This is a genomic window from Muriicola soli, from assembly GCF_004139715.1.
Lineage (GTDB): Bacteria > Bacteroidota > Bacteroidia > Flavobacteriales > Flavobacteriaceae > Muriicola > Muriicola soli.
Genome location: NZ_CP035544.1, coordinates 986,258 through 1,007,473, shown reverse-complemented (window position 1 = coordinate 1,007,473; position 21,216 = coordinate 986,258). Strand labels below are relative to the sequence as shown.

At 43.8% G+C, this 21,216-nt stretch carries 15 protein-coding genes; 10 read left to right on the top strand and 5 right to left on the bottom strand.

The window, feature by feature from the left end:
* Positions 1–116: 116 nt before the first annotated feature.
* From tsaD to EQY75_RS04425, 6 genes are all read left to right on the top strand, one after another.
* Positions 117–1,142, top strand: coding sequence for a tRNA (adenosine(37)-N6)-threonylcarbamoyltransferase complex transferase subunit TsaD (gene tsaD, locus EQY75_RS04450; RefSeq protein WP_129603231.1), 1,026 nt, complete (start codon positions 117–119; stop codon positions 1,140–1,142).
* Positions 1,143–1,217: 75 nt separating this feature from the next.
* On the top strand, positions 1,218–1,562 hold the full coding sequence (locus EQY75_RS04445) for a TfoX/Sxy family protein (RefSeq protein WP_129603229.1): 345 nt from the start codon (positions 1,218–1,220) through the stop codon (positions 1,560–1,562).
* Positions 1,563–1,576: 14 nt separating this feature from the next.
* Positions 1,577–2,284, top strand: coding sequence for a 16S rRNA (uracil(1498)-N(3))-methyltransferase (locus EQY75_RS04440; protein WP_129603227.1), 708 nt, complete (start codon positions 1,577–1,579; stop codon positions 2,282–2,284).
* A gap of 87 nt (positions 2,285–2,371) precedes the next feature.
* Complete coding sequence (locus EQY75_RS04435) at positions 2,372–3,022, top strand: DUF4159 domain-containing protein (protein ID WP_129603225.1); 651 nt, start codon at positions 2,372–2,374, stop codon at positions 3,020–3,022.
* A 3-nt stretch (positions 3,023–3,025) separates the two neighbouring features.
* Positions 3,026–4,126: an AI-2E family transporter gene (locus EQY75_RS04430; RefSeq protein WP_129603223.1), complete on the top strand. Its 1,101-nt coding sequence runs from the start codon at positions 3,026–3,028 to the stop codon at positions 4,124–4,126.
* A 7-nt stretch (positions 4,127–4,133) separates the two neighbouring features.
* Positions 4,134–5,324, top strand: a complete 1,191-nt coding sequence (locus tag EQY75_RS04425) for a class I SAM-dependent methyltransferase (protein WP_129603221.1) — start codon at positions 4,134–4,136, stop codon at positions 5,322–5,324.
* Here EQY75_RS04425 and EQY75_RS04420 read toward each other — a convergent pair.
* Positions 5,305–5,928 carry a M15 family metallopeptidase gene (locus EQY75_RS04420; RefSeq protein WP_129603219.1) on the bottom strand — a complete coding sequence of 208 codons (624 nt, stop codon included), beginning with the start codon at positions 5,926–5,928 and terminating at the stop codon, positions 5,305–5,307. The genes EQY75_RS04425 and EQY75_RS04420 overlap by 20 nt on opposite strands.
* 168 nt (positions 5,929–6,096) lie before the next feature.
* Here EQY75_RS04420 and EQY75_RS04415 point away from each other — a divergent pair, with 168 nt between their 5' ends.
* Positions 6,097–7,194 carry a glycoside hydrolase family 130 protein gene (locus EQY75_RS04415; protein WP_129603217.1) on the top strand — a complete coding sequence of 366 codons (1,098 nt, stop codon included), beginning with the start codon at positions 6,097–6,099 and terminating at the stop codon, positions 7,192–7,194.
* An 11-nt stretch (positions 7,195–7,205) separates the two neighbouring features.
* Here EQY75_RS04415 and EQY75_RS04410 read toward each other — a convergent pair whose 3' ends face one another.
* Genes EQY75_RS04410 through EQY75_RS04400 form a run of 3 tightly spaced genes read right to left on the bottom strand, consistent with a single transcriptional unit; the run spans position 7,206 to position 10,518 of the window.
* Entirely contained in the window at positions 7,206–8,042 is an 837-nt protein-coding gene (locus EQY75_RS04410; RefSeq protein ID WP_129603215.1) for a sugar phosphate isomerase/epimerase family protein, read from the bottom strand.
* Positions 8,043–8,082: 40 nt separating this feature from the next.
* The gene (locus tag EQY75_RS04405; protein WP_129603213.1) at positions 8,083–8,796 is read right to left on the bottom strand and encodes a gluconate 2-dehydrogenase subunit 3 family protein; all 714 of its coding nucleotides are present in this window, start codon (positions 8,794–8,796) and stop codon (positions 8,083–8,085) included.
* 3 nt (positions 8,797–8,799) lie between these two features.
* A complete protein-coding gene (locus EQY75_RS04400; protein WP_129603211.1) occupies positions 8,800–10,518 on the bottom strand; it encodes a GMC oxidoreductase in 1,719 nt (572 codons plus the stop codon).
* 311 nt (positions 10,519–10,829) lie between these two features.
* Here EQY75_RS04400 and EQY75_RS04395 point away from each other — a divergent pair, with 311 nt between their 5' ends.
* From EQY75_RS04395 to EQY75_RS04385, 3 genes are all read left to right on the top strand, one after another.
* The gene (locus EQY75_RS04395; protein WP_246020000.1) at positions 10,830–14,003 is read left to right on the top strand and encodes a SusC/RagA family TonB-linked outer membrane protein; all 3,174 of its coding nucleotides are present in this window, start codon (positions 10,830–10,832) and stop codon (positions 14,001–14,003) included.
* A 4-nt stretch (positions 14,004–14,007) separates the two neighbouring features.
* Complete coding sequence (locus EQY75_RS04390; RefSeq protein ID WP_129603209.1) at positions 14,008–15,693, top strand: RagB/SusD family nutrient uptake outer membrane protein; 1,686 nt, start codon at positions 14,008–14,010, stop codon at positions 15,691–15,693.
* Positions 15,694–15,797: 104 nt separating this feature from the next.
* Positions 15,798–19,124, top strand: a complete 3,327-nt coding sequence (locus EQY75_RS04385) for a CRTAC1 family protein (RefSeq protein WP_129603207.1) — start codon at positions 15,798–15,800, stop codon at positions 19,122–19,124.
* Here EQY75_RS04385 and EQY75_RS04380 read toward each other — a convergent pair.
* Positions 19,075–21,192 (bottom strand): thioredoxin domain-containing protein, encoded by a 2,118-nt coding sequence (locus tag EQY75_RS04380; RefSeq protein ID WP_129603205.1) that lies wholly within the window; start codon positions 21,190–21,192, stop codon positions 19,075–19,077. The genes EQY75_RS04385 and EQY75_RS04380 overlap by 50 nt on opposite strands.
* Positions 21,193–21,216 lie beyond the last annotated feature (24 nt).

The following is a 21,216-nucleotide window of genomic DNA, read 5'->3' as shown; positions in this document are numbered from 1 at the left end:
AGCTTAAAACCAAGACCAGCAATACTGCTAGCAGTATCCTAATCCCTATTTTTCTTAGTTTTTTGATAGGACGATATGATTTACCTTTGTGCGACCAATAATTATTCCAAAGCTAGGTGAAAAATCAAAATATCTATATACTGGCCATAGAATCTTCTTGTGACGACACTTCAGCTGCCGTAATGCAAAATGATATTACCTTGAGCAATGTTGTAGCCACACAGAAGATTCACGAAGAATACGGCGGTGTGGTTCCGGAATTAGCATCAAGGGCACACCAGCAAAATATTGTCCCTGTAATCCACCAGGCCCTGGCTAAAGCAAAGATCGATAAAAATCAGCTATCAGCCATAGCTTTTACCAGAGGACCGGGCTTGATGGGTTCTCTTCTTGTAGGTACTTCCTTTGCCAAATCCATGGCGCTGGGATTGCAAATTCCACTGATAGAGGTAAACCACATGCAGGCCCATATCCTTGCCCATTTTATCAAGGAAGAAGACTTTAATTCGCCGGGCTTTCCATTTTTGGCCTTAACCATAAGCGGCGGACATACCCAGATTGTATTGGTCAGGGACTATTTTGATATGGAGATTTTGGGAGAAACCCTCGATGATGCAGTAGGAGAAGCCTTTGATAAAACAGCCAAGATTATCGGATTACCTTACCCTGGCGGACCCCTGGTAGATAAATTAGCTCAAAATGGCAATGCCCATGCCTTTCCCTTCCCCAAGCCTAAAGTGAAAGGTCTTGATTTTAGTTTTAGTGGATTAAAAACCAGTATTTTATACTTTATTCAAAGAGAAACGGCAAAAAATCCCAATTTCATTGAGGAGCATAAAGAGGACATCTGTGCCTCCATCCAATATACCATCATCGAAATTTTGATGAGTAAATTAAAAAAGGCGGTAAAAGAGACCGGAATTAAACAAATTGCCATCGGAGGTGGGGTTTCGGCAAATTCCGGCATCCGAAAAGCACTGAAAAATGCTGAAAGTGAATTAGGTTGGACAACCTATATCCCAAAATTCGAATACTGTACAGACAATGCCGCCATGATTGGAATTGTGGGTTACCTGAAGTATCGCGAAGAAATATTTAGTGACCAGAGCATCTCGGCTAAGCCGAGATACGTCATCCCCTGAGAGTAGATGTAAATCATTTGTGTTAGGGAAAATACGCTATATTTAAGTTGTATTGTTTGTCTAAAATTGCTTTAAATGCCCTTTGACGCTGTGTTGGCTGAAAGAATTCGGAAAGCATTGTTATCCTACCCCGCAAGTTTGCAATCTGATCTAACAGAGAAGAAGATGTTTGGTGGACTCGCATTTCTTTTGAGGGGTAAGATGACCATCGGTATTATTGGAGAAGAATTGGCGGTTAGGGTTGTTGAAGAGAAAATGGAGGAGATGCTCAAAATGAATCATGTGCGACCCATGGATTTCACAAAAAAGCCAATGAAAGAATTTATCTATGTTTCCCAGGAAGGCCTCCAAAGTGAAAAAGAACTTCATCGATATATTGCCCTTGGAATTGAACACGCCAGAGTAAAATTAAAATCTTGATACAACATACGCTTATGCAATTATTTTTCAATCCGGAAATTACCGAATCATCAAAAACTTTCTCCTTAAGTCCGGATGAGGGCAGGCACCTTTTAAAAGTGTTGCGCAAAAAGAAGGGGGATCATTTCCATGTAACCAACGGCAAAGGCTGGATATTTGTAGCCGCTCTGGATAATACCGACCCCAAGAATACAACAGCTACTGTGGTCTCTGCTGAAAAAAGGCACCCTAAAATGCATTATTTGCATATGGCAGTTGCCCCTACAAAAAGTAATGACCGGTTTGAATGGTTTTTGGAGAAGGCCACCGAGATCGGGATCAATGAGATCACTCCTATTATTTGTGAACGATCTGAAAGGAAGACGCTAAAGATGGAGCGTTTACAAAAGGTGATTCAGGGAGCCATGAAACAGTCCCAGAGATGCTATCTTCCTGTTCTAAACCCGGCGGTTAGCATGAAAGAATTCCTCGAAAAAGAACATCAGGGCATACGCTTTATTGCGCATTGCCATAAAGAAGAAAAGGTGGAGCTCAAGCGACGAATTGCCCCTGACAAACGCATAACTATCCTTATAGGACCGGAAGGCGACTTCACAGAAAATGAGGTGGATCTCGCTTATGAAAAGGGATTCTTATCCGTTTCATTAGGTGAAAGCAGATTGCGAACTGAAACCGCCGCACTTTACGCCTGCACCGCAGTTGCCGTTTTTAACAGCAGATAAAATGAAAAATCGGGCTTCGACAGCTGATTAGCTCTTAAAAGTTTGAGCCAGTTATTACGTACATTTGAAAGGCCGAAGAGCAATAAAATGAGAAAAATTGTACTGTTAGTCATTATTGGGTTTGGAATTTCATTCACCTCCGCATCGGGACAAGAGATTGCCGTTTTAAAATACAAGGGTGGCGGAGACTGGTACGCAAATCCTACCGCCTTGCCTAATCTAATCCGCTTTTGCAATCAAACGATCAGCACAAGAATCAGCCCTGAACCACAAACTGTGGAACCGGGTAGCCCCCTCTTGTTTCAATACCCTTATGTTCACATGACAGGGCACGGCAATGTGTTTTTTAGTGATGAAGAAGTCGGGAGCCTGAGAACCTATCTCCTGGCAGGAGGCTTTTTACATATCGATGATAACTACGGAATGGAACCTTACATCAGGAAGGAAATAAAAAAAATATTTCCAGATAAGGAATTGGAGGAATTGAGTCCGGAGCACGCTATTTTTTCTCAGAAATTTAAATTTGCAACCGGCTTACCCAAGATTCACGAGCACGACGGAAAGAGACCACAGGCATTGGGTATTTTTGATAAAAACAGATTGGTCCTCCTCTTTACTTTCGAAAGTGATCTGGGCGACGGCTGGGAAGATCCTGAAGTTCACAATGATCCTCCTGAGGTCAGGCAAAAGGCCCTTCAGATGGGTGCGAACATCATTCAATACGCTTTTAAGAATTAGCATATGAATTCCAATATCATTTCTAAGGGAATTTTACGGGCGATAGGGATACTTGCGGGTATCGCTCTGCTTCTGTACTTCCTTTACCAGATCAGATCTGTTCTGGCCTACCTATCGATGGCAGCAGTGGTCGCGCTAATCGGAAGGCCCGTCGTATTATTCTTAAGGAAGCGATTAAAGTTTCCGAATACCCTGGCTGTGATCACGACCATGGTTTTGATGGTTGCCGTGCTGGCGGGAATTATTGCCTTGTTCTTCCCACTTGTAGCGGAACAGGCGGCTAATCTGTCGCTGTTAAACATCGAAGATCTGAGAATGAAATTCAGTTCGCTTTACCAGGAGATCATTCTTTATTTTGGTGCTTCAGCCGATCAGGTGAACGACCTCATTAAGGGTACCGAACTTGAAAAAAATGTGATTAATGGCCTCGATATTGGCTTTATTCCAAATATCCTGAATTCCTTTATAAATACGCTTAGTGCTGCCAGCATCGGGCTGTTTTCGGTGCTGTTTATTTCCTTTTTCTTTCTCAAAGACAGTTCTCTTTTTCAAAGGGGGCTGCTAACATTTGTGCCTAATAACCAGGAATCGGGTATGGCCAATTCCATAAATAAGATCAATGGATTGTTATCGCGATACTTCGTGGGATTGCTATTTCAGATCATGATCCTCTTTATAATTTACACTATTGTTCTGTTGATTGTGGGAATCCCCAATGCGATAGTCATTGCCTTCCTCTGTGCTTTGTTTAACATCATCCCTTACGTAGGGCCGATCATTGGCATGGTGCTTATGATATTCCTCTCCATGACCTCAAATTTAGGGGCCGATTTTACCCAGGTGATCCTTCCAAAAACGGGGTACGTATTGATAGGATTTGCCATAGGTCAGCTTATCGACAATTTCTTTTCGCAACCCTTTATTTTCTCCAACAGTGTGAAGTCGCACCCCCTGGAAATTTTCCTTGTGATCATCATTGCCGGTTTACTTTTTGGAGTGTTGGGAATGATCGTTGCTGTACCCGGATATACCGCCATTAAGGTCATTTTAAAGGAGTTTTTGGCTGATAATAAGATCGTAAAGAAACTTACTCAAGACTTATAGTTTTAGTTTGAATAAAAATATATTAAAAACTGGTCTACAGGATTTTATAGAAAATAATTACAATACTGACATCGTGTCAGTATTGCTTTCAAAGCCCCGGTTTTTACAAATCTCTGCACAAGAACTAGGTCAACAACTCTACGGGAAGAAAAAGGCAGAAGAAAAGCTACCCACCTGGTTTAAAACACCTGGGATCTACTATCCGAATAGAGTGCAGCTCGAGCAAACCTCCTCCGAAATTACTGCAGCCCACAAAGCCTCAATGCTCAGTGGAAATCAGGTGGCAGACCTCAGTGGCGGTTTCGGAGTAGACACTTATTTTTTTAGTCGCAAAATACCTCGTGTTACCTACTGCGAAATCGATCCTGAATTGAATGAGATCGTCAGGCAGAATGCCACAGCCTTAGGAATCAATAATGTGGATTTTCATTGTGCAGACGGAATAGAGTTTCTCAAAAACACGGCGACAGAATTTGACTGGATCTATCTGGATCCCAGCAGACGTGATCAGGATAAGAAAAAAGTGTTTCAACTTGCCGATTGCAGTCCGGATGTTATTTTACATCGCGACCTCCTGCTCAGGAAAGCAGGAGCCGTAATGATCAAGACCTCACCCCTACTCGACCTCAGTGCCGGGATAGAACAGTTAAAGGAGGTGGCCGAAATACACGTGGTAGCAGTAGATAATGAGGTAAAGGAATTACTGTGGATTCTACGGAAAGACAGTCCAAACAAAGAGGTTAAGATCACAGCTGTAAATTTTACGAAAAGTGAGCAGCAAGTCTTCGAATTTGAGCGCAACAAAGAAAAAATTGCGAGCTGTTCATTTTCTGATCCACTTACCTATTTGTACGAACCCAACAGTGCCGTTTTAAAAGCCGGAGCCTTCAAAGCTATATGCAGAGCCCACGACGTTAAAAAACTGCATGAACACAGTCATCTGTATACTTCAGATGCCCTGATTTCATTCCCCGGACGCGTATTTCGAATTGAGGAAATAAAGCCATATAACAGTGCAGTCCTGAAAACAATAAAAGGGAGCAAAGTAAATGTCAGCACCCGTAATTTTCCTGAGCGTGTAGCAGCGATCCGGAAGAAATTCAAGCTAAAAGACGGAGGTGATAAATATTTATTTTTTACTATAAATAAAGACAATCAACGCATTGTAATTCAATGCACTAAGGACATTTCCAGCTAAAGTTGGCTACCGGGTCTCTGGAGGCGCTTCCAAGGTTGTAATGCCACCATTCGGTTCTTACAGACCAGAAGCCATTTTTCTCCATAACCCCTTTGAGCAGCGTCCTGTTGCGAAGTACTTCCTCTGTCATTTCAAGGTAATCGTGATGAGCTTCTCTGCCGAAATAATCAAAATCGGTTCCCATATCCAATACCTTTCCATCTAAGGTTTCAAGAGTGATATCCACAGCACCGCCGCGGTTGTGAATTGAACCTTTATCCGGATTTGCGACGTATTGCGGATTTGGGTAGATCTCCCACATTTTATATTGTACTGAATTGGGCCTGTAACAATCAAAAAAGCGAATCCTGTATCCCCTTTCAGCTAATTCTTTGTTCGCAGCGATAAGCGCTACTGCCGTTTTTTTTCTGGTGTAGCATTCCGGGCAATCGTACACCTTCGTTTTGAGAAAATTATTCGTCGTCGCATAGCGTAGTTCATAAGAGAATTCCGAACTGTAATTGGCAAGTCGCACAAATGTAGTATCCGATAATTCCTCCAGTGAAGGGAAAGGTTGTTGAACTTCTGCGGCTTTCACCGTATCTCTTTCGACTTGAGGAGACATCTGTTTTTGTTCTTCTGAATTTTTTCGGGGCTTTTCTTTGCAGGCCGCTAGCAGAATGAGCAGCAGAAGGAATCGAAGGATAACTTTCAAGTGAATGACTTTTATATTCAATATTAAAAGTAAGGATAATATCAAAAAGGCGTACCTTACTGTACAAATCAAAATACAATGCGATTTCCTGATGTATTGGTCTTATTGATCATAATCCTCTTTAACAACAATTTGTCTGCACAAAATCCCTGGCTTCTTGGATTTGAAAAACCGGCCACCAATCCTATTCTCAAGGCTGATCATAAGGCCACCTTTATGGACCCCATAAAAAAGACAAGCGTTCAGTGGCAAAAAGCCGACGTCTTTAATCCGGGTGCCGTTGTTCGAAACGATACGATATTTTTACTCTTCAGGGCCGAAGATGATCCAAGTGCCATACTGGGAGGAAGAACTTCCAGAATAGGTCTGGCTTACAGTACTGACGGTATTGATTTTACTAAATATCCTGATCCCGTCCTGTACCCGGATAATGATGATTTCAGTGTCTGGGATCAACCTGGGGGTGTTGAAGACCCCAGGGTGGTAGAATTGCCCGATGGGACTTATCTTATGCTGTATACTAGCTGGAATAAAAAGACGGCGCGACTATCAGCGGCGGTTTCTGCGGACTTAAAATCCTGGGTGAAGAAAGGACCGGTTTTTTACCGTTCTTATCAAGGCAGGTTTCTGGACATCTGGAGCAAGTCGGGATCTGTGGTTACGGAATTGGTGGATGGCCGACTCGTCGCTAAAAAAATCATGGATAAATACTGGATGTACTGGGGAGAATTATTTATGAACGTAGCCAGCTCCGAGGATGGAATCAATTGGGATCCACTGCTCGATGATCAGGGCGAGTTGCTTCACGTTTTTGAACCCACCTTAGAGGATTTTGACAGTCATTTGGTAGAACCAGGTCCGCCAGCACTTTATACAGACGAAGGGATCCTGGTGATATACAATGGAAAAAACCTGAGTGGTCCGGGTGCGGGAACTAATGTGCCTGAAAATACATATTGCGGAGGACAGGCCTTATTTAGCAAAGAAAATCCGGCTAAATTCCTAAAACGCCTTCCGGAACCTTTTATATGTCCCAGTCTGCCTCATGAGACCAGTGGACAATACAAGGCCGGTACTACCTTTGTAGAAGGCCTGGTGGTCTACAAGAACAAATGGTTCCTCTATTATGGAACAGCCGATTCAATGGTTGGCGTCGCCGTAGCAGATTTCAATTAATTTACAACAATTTAGTCCCGTTCAAGAGTTTTGAGATAGGCCAGGCTTTGAGGAACTTGTTGAAGTACGCGAGACGATTCGTCTTCGATAAACATATACTCAATTTCCAGTTCTTTTGCCTTAGCTACTATAGAAGACATATCAATTTGCCCGGTTCCCAACACCACATTAGTTTCAACATCCCCGTGCCCTGTATCGTTACCTTCAACCTCTTCTGCCATATCCTTGAGATGCATCAGTACAAATTGATCGGTGTATTTGTTTAGCAATTCCATCGGATCCGCACCTCCGTGTTTCACCCAATAAACATCCATCTCAAAGTAAAAATCCTCTGCGTTTTCGGACATATAATCAAAAAGGGTTCCCTCTCCATAGGGCCTGAATTCATACCCATGCGGGTGATAAGCCAATGTGATATTATCCCGATCTAGGATTTCCCCAGCAGTATTGAATACGTCAATAGCTTTTTGAGTGTCTTCCAGAGTGAATTCATCTCCCTTGTGAGGTATCCATGCACACATAACGTAAGTAGCGCCGTAGGCCTTGGCTTTTTCTGCGACAGCTTGTGGGTTTTCTGCCAACTCCTCAAAGGAAGCACCCACACTTACTACTTCGAGATCGTACTTTTTTAACAAACCCAAAAACTCTTCCAGGGGTAAGCCGTATGTATCGCCCCCTTCAACCTTGGTGATACCCCAATCGCTGATGGTTTTAAGCGTTCCTTCTACATCGTTTTTAAATTGATTCCTAAGACTGTAAAGCTGAAGTCCTACCTCCTGGCCCATCGTGGAGGGTACAGAAAGTAATGTAGCAAAAAGGACGAGCCAGAAACTTTTAAAATTATTCATAGTACATTTCTTTTTAATATAGTTTAGTTTACCAGTCCTCTCAGGTAAGCAAATTTCCGTTTTCATCCCATTCGGCGATCACTCCTCTTTTGCTCTGGTCAATACACTTAGCCAGCCATTCCTCTTCATAAGCCATCCCGTGCTGATCCAGAACGTCCTGAGGAACCCCATCCCATATATTGGGCATATTACCCTGGTAGCCGAGGTCTTTGATCCCCACTTTTGAAGTGTAGTAGCCCGTGAGGGTAAGATTTCGCATCAGGTTAAAGAACTGCACTTCCAATGGATGGTCATCCATCGGGATTTCAGGATCATAAAAGGCAATGGGATCCAGGATCGCTTTTTGGGATACCTCCGGGCTAATTTTAAATTCAGTACCATAATCGGTGTTGCTTTTGTGATCGAGCCACATCAAACCTCCCCTGAGGGTCGTTTGTAATTCGGGAATATCCTTAGCCATAAATTCGACAAAATCTGGTACCCCTGCTTCCGTGGGCCCACCATTTTCATTTGGTGGTAAGATCAGATTACTCAGCACATCTATGGTTTCCAGCTCGTGCGCATTAAAAAACTGTTCTGCGTTGAGTTTAGCTATCTCTTCCAGCTCTTCGGGGGTTCGGCCAAAGTAATTGGTATTTTCTACCAGTTGCTGCGCGAGTGCCTCATTTTCTTCCCCGGGTGCACAACCGTGAATGGCCAATCCTCCGGCGACTGAGCCCAAAAGGATAGATTTTATACTTTTTCTTCTGTCCATTTCTCAGATGTTTTGTTGCTTCAATTGTTCTAGAATATAGTCTGATGCCCTCCATGAAAGCGCCAGAATGGTCCAGGTGCAATTCTTGTCTGCCTGGGAGACGAAGGGTCCTGCGTCTGTGATAAAAACATTGTTTGCATCATGCAATTGCTGATAACGATTTACAACCGACTTTTTCTTATCGTCACCCATGCGGGTAGTTCCCACTTCGTGGATAATCATCCCGGGAGCGAGCAAGCCGTAATCCTGCTCTTTGGTAGGCGTGTCGCCCAAAGGTTCTCCTCCCATACTATGGATGAGTTCCTCAAACGTTTCCTGCATATGCTTGGCCTGTTTCTTCTCAAAATCTGACCATTGGTACTTAAATCGCAGTACCGGGATCCCAAATTCATCAACCGTTGTGGGGTCGATCTCACAATAATTATCCTCTCTTGCGATGGCCTCTCCCCTGCCGCCAAATCCAATCACGGAGCCGTAGTATTTTTTTACGTCCGCTCTCAATGAAGGGCCGTAGCCTCCTGTGGGTAGTCCAAAAAATTTATTGAAATCATTAGGGTTAAATCCGAAGCCGTAGTTGGGCATTCCTATGCCGCCCCAAACTTCAATATGGTAGCCCCTAGGAAAGTCGAGATCTTTATTATCTAACCACCAGGGCGTGTAAACATGCATGCCTCCTACGCCATCTTCGTTGTACATTTTACGATTCATTAAGCCCGGAATAAACCCGGCTCTGCTGCTCCCGGTTGAATCATGCAGATATTTCCCTACAAGATTGCTACTATTTCCTAGGCCATTGGGATGTTGTTTGCTTTTTGAGTTTAAAAGGATCCTTGCAGAGCTGCAAGCTGAGGCGGCCAGGACCACCACTTTTCCTTTTAGTTTGTATTCTTTCCTGTCTTCTTTATTGATATAAGACACTCCTGTTGCCTTGCCTTCTTCATCAGTAGTTACTTCCCTCACCACTGAATTTACGTAAAGGTCTACCTGTCCTCCACTTTTCTGGGCGGGAAAAATTAAACAGGAACCTGAGGAGAAATCGGCATACACCTGACAAGCTCTGGAACACTGTCCGCAATAAAAACATACCCCTCGCTCATTATTGATCTTTTTGGTCAACATTGACATGCGGGAAGGGATCACGGGAATATTTAAGTTTCGCGCACCTTTAATATAGAATAACTCGTGAAGCCTGGGTTTAGGAGGAGGAAGAAAAAATCCGTCGGGATCATTGGGCAGACCTTCGTTGGTGCCAAAAACGCCTATGAGTTTATCCACTTTATCGTAATAGGGCTTCACATCTTCATATCCAATTGGCCAATTATCCCCAAGCCCGTCTACATCTTTATGTTTAAAATCTTTTGGGCCAAAACGCAGGGAAATCCTGCCCCAGTGATTGGTACGCCCTCCTAGCATATGTGAGCGGTACCACCAGAAATCGGTATCGTCTTTTTGGGTATAGGGCTCTCCTTCTATTTCCCATCCGCCATAGGCCATATCAAACTCGCCGAACACACGAGAAGTTCCCGCACCTCTTCTCGGGGATTCATAGGGCCATTTTAACTGGGTCATTTGCTTGGGGTCAGCAGGATCGAAGTAAGGCCCTGCCTCCACGACTGCAATTTTCAGTCCGGCATCTGCCAGAACTTTGGCAGACATACCACCTCCCGCTCCCGAGCCAACTATAATGGCGTCGTAACGAACCTGAGATTCTTTGATTTGCATTTGAAAGGTATTATTGAATAGAAAGACAAGTTAAAAATTAATTCGGATTAAAACAGTCCAAAAATGTCAATCTCATATCAATTCTAAAATATCCCAGAAGTAAAACACCGGATCTGCTTCTGCATCTTTTCCATCAAACCCATCACATTTAACATTATGAATTTCTAAAAATATTAGGAATCATTAGGAAGCTTTCCCAATATTTTAGTAATATTATATTGCTTTTATGATATTTTAACATTTTACGCAATCGATATTGTAGAATAAGAGTATCAAAAAGTAATCATTAACTAACTAAACGAGACACGATTATGGATCGAAAATTTACCCAACCTGGATCTAATCCGGGGACGTGGAATTCCGTTGCGAAATCCGCTTTGGCAGGGATGTTGTCCCTGCTCTTATTTTTTTCAGTATCTGTTGGATTTGCCAATATATCGGCAATTGACAAGGATGACACTGAAGAAAGTATTCAGCAAACCGTTACCGGAACGGTGACAGATGATCTGGGAGCACCATTACCTGGTGCGAATGTTCTGGTAAAAGGAACAACCAACGGAACCCAGACTGATTTTGATGGAAATTATACAATAACTGCAGATGCCAATGCTACGCTTATCTTCAGTTATGTCGGTTTCGCCAGACAGGAAATTCCTATCAACGGACAAAGCAGAATTGACGTTCAGATGGCTGAAGATGCCAGTCAGCTTTCCGAAGTAGTTGTAACAGGTTATTCTACCCAGACCAGGGGAGATATTACCGGTTCGGTTGCATCAGTTGATATCAGTGAGGCAACCAAGGCGCCATTGGTGAATGCTGCGGAAGCTCTAGAAGGTCGGGTAACAGGGGTAACCGTTACCAATGCAGGTACACCGGGATCCTCACCAAAAATTGTGATTCGTGGTTTTGGAACCAGCAACAATACCAATCCACTATATATTATTGATGGAGTTCAGACAGACAATCCTTCCATCCTTAATAGTATTAACCCGGGGGATATTGAACAGATCAACGTCTTAAAGGATGGTGCAGCAGCCATATACGGAGCAAGGGCTTCCAATGGTGTTGTCATTATCACCACAAAAAGTGGTAGCTACAACCAGGCTGAACCCACGGTAACTTTTAATGCTTATACGGGTATATCCAGAGCGACCAATCTTCCGGATATGTTAAATGTTCAGCAACACGGGGAAATGATATTTCAGAGTCTTGCCAATGACGGTGCAACTGTAGAACACCCTCAGTACGGCAATGGCCCAACTCCGGTAGTACCAACTACGGTTCAGGATTACACCAGAGTGGTCTCCTACGATCCCATTACAAGGGCACCCCGTACAGCTACGGTCAATCAGCCAAATGGAACCAATTGGTTTGAAGAGATCACCCAAAATGCACCTACACAAAATTTTGACCTTTCCATTTCCAATGGTAATGAAACAGGGAGATACTTTTTATCTGTGAATTACCTAAATCGTGAAGGTATACTCAATGATACCGGATTTAAGCAAGGGGTAACCCGATTAAATTCTGAATTTAAAATTGGTGAATTTATCACCATAGGAGAACACCTTAATGCTTCCTTTTCTCGCCAACAGGAAGGAACATTAGAGGCAATTAACATGTCCTACAGATTTACTCCACTGGTACCTGTATTTGATGACGAAGGTGATTTTGCCGGCTCAGGTGGTCCCGGACTCAGTAATACAAGGAACCCCGTGGCATTGCTTTCACGAGGATCTGACAATTACAATAAAATTTTCCGCGTATTTGGGGATGTATACCTCCAAGCTAAACTCTACGAGGGCCTTAGCTTTAAAACCACCGTCAGTGGTAACATTGAAAATTTCAGTCAGAGAAGATTTCAGGCGCTTGATCCGGAATTTATAGAGCCGCTATCCACCAACACTTTGTTTGAGCAGGATATAAATAATTATTCCTGGACCTGGAACAACGTACTTAATTATAACGGTTCATTCGGCGAGCATACCATCAATGCCCTTGCAGGGGTTGAAGCTGTGCAGGAGAACAGTAAAGGGAAGTCCATCAGCCGTAACGGGTTTTTATTTGAAACCCCAGATTTCTACCTGCTGAGCAATGGTAGCGGAACACCTAATGTTGATTTTGCCTTTGACGGAGGTAATACCTTATTTTCCATTTTCGGAACAGCAAATTATTCCTATCAGGGTAAATATTTTGCTACGGTAACCCTGCGTAATGATAAGTCTTCTAGATTCCTTGGAGAAAATCAGAGTCAGACCTTCCCTTCTTTTAGTGCTGGATGGAAAATCAGTGATGAAGATTTCTTCCCACAAGATGGATGGGTAAGCAGATTAAGGCTGAAGGCATCTTATGGTGAACTGGGGAACCAGACTTTACCGGCCAGTAACCCAACTATCAATATCTCAAACTTAAATGAAGGCCTTGCCAACTACGCCTTAAATGGAAGTTCGATTTCCACAGGAGCGATTCTTAGTCAGGTAGGAAATCCTGATCTGCGTTGGGAGACAAGTGTAACGACCAATATCGGTTTTGAAATGGGCTTGTTCAATAATCAATTATCGGTATCCTTCGAATATTTTGATATTGATACCAAGGATTTGATCACAAGGGATTTAAGCTTGATCAGTACTACCGCTATTGATGCAACGGCACCTTTGGTTAACCTTGGAGATATCCAAAACACTGGATTTGATCTCGCTTTAGGGTATAGCAATGAAACTTCTTATGGCCTTAGTTATTCTATCGATGCCAATATTTCCAGATATAAGAACGAAGTGCAAAACCTGATCAGTGATTTTCAGATCGGAAGGACCGACCTTAGGGGAGGCGCCGTAACGCGAACGGAAGTTGGCAGAGCTATTTCTGAATACTACGGCAGAAGAGTAACGGGCTTTGACAGCAGTGGACGTTTTACCTATGAAGATGTAAATGGAGACGGAACTATCAATGACGATGACCGAACTTACATTGGATCTCCACACCCTGATTTCACCTACGGTATAAACCTGGCGGCAAGTTATAAAGGCTTCGATGTGTCAGCATTCTTCTCCGGATCATCGGGTAATGATGCCTACAACTATCAGAAGATCTTTACAGACTTCCCTACTTTCTTCAACGGAAACCGTAGCGCCAGAGTGTTGGATTCCTGGACACCATCAAACACCAATGCCACACTGCCTGCATTGAGTCAGTCCATCACCAATGCCGAAACTCAACCGAATTCTTATTTCGTAGAGGACGCATCCTTTTTAAGAATGAAGAATCTACAGATAGGATATACATTTGATGAAAGCATCTCCAGCACCATTGGATTGGATATGTTCCGTATCTACATTCAGGGTACCAACCTGTTTACAATTACGGATTACGAAGGATTAAACCCTGAAGTAATTTCAACAGATAACTTATCTTTGGGAGTGGATGGACCAAATCCTGTATTCCCATTGGCACAAATACTTACAATTGGTATAAACACAAAATTTTAAAAAAATGAAAAAGAGAATCTTTTATTATTTAACCTTATTCGCGGCAATATTTGCTTGTAGCGATGATTTTACAGACGTGCCGGCTATAGGAGCCCTGAGTGACGCGACCCTGCAAAATGAGCAAGGTGTAAATCTCCTGCTGGTTGGGGCTTATTCCGTTTTGGACGGAATCAGGAATAACCAGGGGGGTGCCGACTGGACGGTGAGTGGTGATAACTGGTGGTTAGACGTAATCTCTGACGATGCCCATAAGGGTAGTACTGACGGAGATCAGGCCGACCTGTATTTACTTGAGATTTATGACTGGACTTCGGCTAATCCGTATCTTACGGTATGGGATGGACGATTTGCAGGAGTAAACAGAGCTAATGCAGTTATCAATCTTATCAATAACATTGAAGAGGGCGACTTCTCTTCGCAATTGGCTGAAGCCAGATTCCTCAGAGGACATTTTAATTTTGAACTTCAGAAGATGTTCGGAAATGTACCTTATATCTCGGAAGATAATTTTGCGAACACAGATTTCAATCAGGCGAATTCAGGACCTATCTGGGACCAGATCGAAGCTGATTTTCAATATGCCATCGACAATTTGCCAACATCTCAGGCAGACGTCGGACGGCCAACCTCCTGGACAGCTAAATCCTACATGGGTAAAGCACATATGTTTCAATCTGATTATGCCGCTGCCGCTACACTCTTTACTGATGTAATCAACAACGGACCGTATTCATTGAATCCGGAATTCCTGGCTAATTTCTCCCTTGCAGGTGAAAACGGATCTGAAGCTATATTTTCCATACAATTCACAACGGATGGAGGACAGTCTTTTAACGGAAACAGAGGAGGTACTTTGAATTTCCCCAATCCGGGGCCTTTCGGATCTTGCTGTGGTTTCTATCAGCCCACACAGGATCTTGTAAATGCGTATCAAACCGATGGCACAGGCTTGCCATTGCTGGATACCTTTAATACAACAGATGTAACTAATGATCAGGAATTAGCGAGTTCCGATCCTTTTACCCCACATGCAGGTCCGCTTGATCCCAGACTGGACTATACTGTAGGTAGAAGGGGAATCGACTATAACGGTTATGGTCCCCATGTAGGACAGGATTGGATCCGTGCATCAGACGCCGATATTTCAGGGCCTTATCTTTCTAAGAAGAATGTATACCAGGCTGGTGAAGATGCTAATGTAGGAACAGGAGCCTGGGGACAGCAACACTCAGGAATTAATTACCATATCATCAGGTATGCCGATGTATTGTTGATGGCCGCGGAAGCTGCTGTTGAGGCCGGGGATCTTCCAACGGCTTTGGGCTATGTTAACCAGGTTCGAAACAGGGCTAAGAATATGTCCTATGTTCAAAACGAGGCAGGTACAGCAGATGCAGCTAATTATCAAATTGAGCCTTATGTGTCATTCCCTGATCAGGATTTCGCACGTAAAGCGGTTCGTTTTGAGCGTCGTCTTGAATTGGCCATGGAAGGACATCGTCTGTTTGATCTCAGAAGATGGGGTGTCGCTGAAAGTGTAATTAATACCTATGTTCAAAATGAAGCGCGAACCATTCCAAACTTTGGTCAAAAAGCAGGAACGTATATGCCAAACATGGACCTACTGCCTATTCCAATTAACGCAATTGATTTAAGTGGTGGTGCTTTATCACAGAATCCAGGATTCTAAATAAACAAACCAATCTAAAATAAAAACAGGGCATGTTAATGCCCTGTTTTTTATTTCGCATACCCTAATGATTTTCTATCTTTATTTACTCAAGTATTGTCTATATGTACCGTTTACTTTTACCTTTTATTGCGCTCCTGCTGCTTCTGTCATGCTCATCCAAAGAAAAGGGATCTAAACCCATTTTCAGCCAGTTGGAAATGAGTAAGACAGGGATCTCCTTTGAAAACCGCATTACCGAGAATGATTCAATAAATTATTTCACCTATGCTTATATCTATATGGGCGGCGGTATTTCCGCAGGAGACATTAACAATGATGGATTGATCGATCTTTTTTTTACCGGGAACATGGTACCCAACAAACTCTATCTCAACAAGGGAAATATGACCTTTGAAGATATTTCAGAAGCTGCCGGTATTTCAGGAGATGATCGCTGGTATACCGGAACTACGATGGCTGACGTTAATCACGATGGCTTCCTCGATATATACTGCTCAGTTGGGGGAAGATACGGGCAAAAGGAAAATCAACTCTTTATTAATAATGGGGATAACACCTTTACCGAAAAAGCGCAGAAGTACGGTCTTGCTGATCCCGGTAATAGTGTACAGGCTTCCTTTTTCGACTATGACCTGGACGGGGACCTTGATATGTACCTGGCCAATTACCCCCCTACCCGCTTTGATGCTCCCAATAGTTTCTATCTCTTTAAACAACAATATCCTAAACCCATCGAAACCGATAAACTCTACCGCAATGATGGAGATTCTTTTACTGATGTTACCAAAGAGGCAGGACTGACCACCTTTGGACTTTCTCTGAGTGCTACTGTGGGAGACCTCAACAAGGACGGATGGCCAGATATCTACGTCTCTAACGACTTCTCTACTCCCGATTACCTTTTTGTCAACAATCAGGACGGGACTTTTTCAGAAGTTGTTAGACAGGTTACCAAGAATACCGCCTTTTATGGCATGGGCACGGATATCGCCGATTTCAATAACGATGAATTACTCGACATCCTGCAGGTAGATATGACCGCCAAAGTTAACCGCAGATCAAAAGCCAATATGGCCAGTATGAATCCCGACTTATTCTGGTCAACAGTCAATTCAGGATTTCATTATCAATACATGCAAAACAGCCTGCAGCTCAACAACGGACTTCTATATGATTCCCTACCCGATTTCAGCAATATCTCAAGGCTTGCAGGTGTCTCCTCCACGGATTGGAGTTGGGGCCCTTTAATAGCTGATCTCGACAATGATGGCTGGAAAGACATTTTTATCTCCAATGGCACCCGCAGGGAGATCAACAATAGGGATTTCTTCCTCAACTGGGAAAAGGAAGGACGGCCAATGGACGACTTGCTTCAGCGTTCCCTTTCAATCCCATCTGAACCAATTGATAATTTTGTTTTTAAAAACAACGGGGATCTCACCTTCTCTCAGATGAATGAGACCTGGGGAATATCCTTTGAAGGTTTTTCCAACGGCTCTGTATATGCAGACCTCGATAATGACGGGGACCTGGAAGTGATCACCAATAATATCGACGATGTAGCATCAGTATTTGAGAACCTGAGTTCAGGAAGCAGCAATTCCCTGGTCCTGAATTTTAAGGGACCGGAGAAGAATCCTTTCGGAATAGGCGTACAGGCTACTGCGATGGATGAAGGGGACAAACAATTTCAGGAAATGACGCTCAGCCGCGGATTTCAATCTTCTGTAGCACCTCAAATGCATTTTGGACTGGGAGACAGAGAAGGTCTGGATAGTCTTCTGATACGCTGGCCCGACGGGAAAGAACAACTGATAACCAGCCTAAGTTCCAATACAAGGCAAGTGATTGAATACGCCAATGCCGGTGAAGCCATCAGAAACAAAAAAAGTTTGGAAGAAAAAATCTTTGAAACCACGGATCCTGAAGTTCTTGGAATAGATTTCAGACATGAGGAGAATTATTACAACGACTTCGTCAAGGAAATCCTGCTGCCCCATCAGACTTCCATGTTTGGTCCGGGAATCGGAGTTGGAGATCTCAACGGGGACGGAGAAGACGATTTTGTAGTGGGAGGAGCATCCAATCATCCCGCAGGGATCTATTATAAAAAAGCAGGAGGATTCGAAAGGCAGGCCATGCCGTCAGTCACCCGGGATAGTATATATGAGGACCTGGGTATCCTTATTTTTGACGCAGAGGGTGACGGAGACAATGATCTTTATATGGTAAGTGGCGGAAATGAATTTAGTGCGGGCTCTAAATTATTACAAGACCGGCTCTACCTCAATGACGGAACCGGACAGTTGATCAAAGCACCAAAATCGCTCCCGGAGATGTTCAGCAGCGGCTCAAGGGTAAAAGCGTCAGATTTCGACAAGGATGGTGATCTGGATTTGTTTGTTGGGGGCCGATTAGTCCCAGGGCAGTATCCCCTGCCCGCTGCAAGTTATATCCTGGAAAATATAAGTACCCAAAAGGGAGGAGCGCTCTTTGCAGACATCACTGATAAAGTGGCACCAGGCCTAAATCAGTTGGGGATGGTGACCGATGCCATCTGGACCGACTACAACAATGACGGGTATGAGGATCTGCTGATTACGGGAGAATGGATGCCCCTGACAGTCCTCCAAAATAATAATGGGAATTTTGAAAATGTGACAGGCCGCGTCAATCTGAGCGACACCACCGGGTGGTGGTTCAGTATTCAGGAAGGCGACTTCGACAAGGACGGGGACATGGATTACGTGGCCGGGAATCTCGGTTTAAATTATAAATACAAGGCGAGCGAAGAAGAGACCTTTGATATCTACTACCACGATTTTGACAAAAGTGGCACTTCTGATATTGTTCTCAGTTATTTTAACGGAGGTAAACAATATCCGCTCCGTGGACGCGAATGCTCCTCTCAACAAATGCCGGGGATAAAGAAGAAATTTGAGGATTACGCTTCCTTTTCAACGGCCACCCTTGAGGACGTCTACACTGAGGAATATCTGGAAGATGCCCTGCACTATCAGGTCACCTCCTTTGCCAGTGTATATCTGGAAAACACAGGCCAGGGCTTTGTGTCTCATCCATTGCCCAATTTGGCACAGCTCTCAAGTATCAACCAGATCCTGGTAGATGATTACGATGGAGATTCTCATATGGATATCGTCATCGCAGGTAATCTGTACAGTTCAGAAGTTGAAACTCCCAGAAATGATGCCAGTAATGGCCTCTTTCTTAAAGGAAATGGCGACGGTGGGTTCAGCCCGGTAAGGGGTATGGACAGCGGCTGGTTTACTCCGGGAGACGTAAAGGATATGGACGTTATAGAAATTGACGGAGACTCCTATGTTCTGGTAGCCAGAAATAGCGATTCCCTGCAACTTGTCAAGGTAAATTCAGCCCAAAGTCCTGCAATTGCTGCAAGGCTTCCGTAACCGTTTTCACAGGCAATTTACAGGTATTATTGGTGCAGACATAGATATACGTCTCCTCATGAACATATCTGTCTTTAAACAGGGCGAGGTTGCTGGATTTTAAACTACCAACAACCAGGGCATTAGGAAGGAAGAGTTTGTGAAATTCCAGGCTGAGTAATTCGGCATCAGGTCCCACAACCACAATTTCATAATAAGGTTTAATCCTGGACAGCATCAGCTTTGCCCAATAGGAGTGGTTATTTATCGCTTCAAGCACCCGTGGACTGATCGTCATCAGCATCTGATCTACCTTTTCCAGATACTTTATATCGTAATTGAGATGCCCCAACAAGAGATAATTCTCGGCTACTACAGCGTTAGGTGAAGGAAGGACCCCGTCGTCAATCTTGATGATCCTGGAAATTAAATCGTTATTCTCATTGTATTGGTACATCCCCGTTTCCTTCTCGAAAAAGCGCGATTCGACCTCCTCCATCAGCTTGCGGGTAAAATCCAGATACGTAGTGTCCAGGCTGGTTTCATAAAGTGAAAAACTGGTTCTGGCTAAAAAGGCATAGTCTTCCAAAAACCCTTCTTCACGGGTACTCCCATTTTTATAGGAGTGGATCACTTTATCCTCGGAAACAGCCGAAGCCTTTAAGGATCTGAATAACCCCTTTGCTTTATCCAACAAAACCTCCTCATCAAAAGCCTTGTAGGCATCAATCAAACCCGAGATCAGCAAGGCATTCCAGGAGGTGATCACCTTATCGTCCTTACGGGGCATTGTTCTTTGTTTTCTAGCCGCTAGCAAATCCTGGTGCCAGGAAGCTTTTTTGGAAGACAGTTGAGCGAAGGTTATATCGTGTTCCCTGGCAAATTCCGCATCGGATTGGGATTTGAACAGCACGTAAAGATCCTCTTCCCAGGAAGAGGCAGGGTTGATCGAATAATACTCCGCAAAGAGGCCGAAATCATCCCTAAGCAGGCGATTTAATTCAACTTCCTTCCAGGTGTAATACGCACCTTCGATTCCCTCACTATCAGCATCCATGGCCGCGTAAAATCCTCCGTCCGGTCCCTTCATTTCCCTCTCGAGAAAAGCGATGGTTTGTAAGACGGCATCCTTATAGGCAGGCTCTTTGTAGATGGCATAGGCCTTGGCATAGAGACTGATGAGTTGCGCCTGATCATACAGCATCTTTTCAAAATGGGGAACTTTCCAGTTGGGGTCGGTACTGTACCGGAAAAATCCACCCCCAATATGGTCATAGATTCCTCCCAGGAGGATATTATCCAATGTGTTTTTTACAAATACATCAGATTCCAGATCATCAGTGAGACGGGCATAATCCAGTAGGTAATCCAAATTGGCCGGGATAATGAATTTTTCACGTCCCTGATTACCCCCTTTTTCCATATCCCACTGCGGCTTCCAGCGCGTCATGGCTTGTTCCAGTAAGTTGTCGGGCAGCGGTTGTTCCGATTCTACCTTGGGGATAAAGTTTACTTCTGCAATGCCCTTAGCAACACGATTTGCGTAATCTTCCGCTCCGGCTTTGTCATTGTTGTATTTGGTATTGACCTCAGTAAGTACTTCCATCCATTGGGCCTTGGTGTGATAGGTACCGCCATAAAGCGGTTTCCCGTTGGACAGGAGGATCACATTTAGCGGCCAGCCTCCATTGCCAGTCATGAGTTGAACTGCGGTCATATAAACTTCATCCACATCGGGGCGCTCTTCCCGGTCTACTTTTATATTGATAAAATTTTCATTCATCAGGGCAGCAACTTCCACATCTTCAAAGCATTCCTCTTCCATCACATGGCACCAGTGACAGGAGGAATAACCAATGCTCACTATAATGAGCTTCTCTTCTTCCCTGGCCTTTTCAAGGGCTTCATCGCTCCATGCGACCCAATTTACCGGATTGTGAGCGTGTTGGAGCAAGTAGGGACTTGTCTCATGTACAAGTGCATTGGTAAACTTGTGTTCTTGGTCTTTATTCGCCTTGTCTTTACAAGCGGAAAAGATCAGGATAAGCAGTGTGATCAGGAGAAAAGAAAACCGGGAGGACAACTTCATTATCAAAAGGGCATTATGAATAGC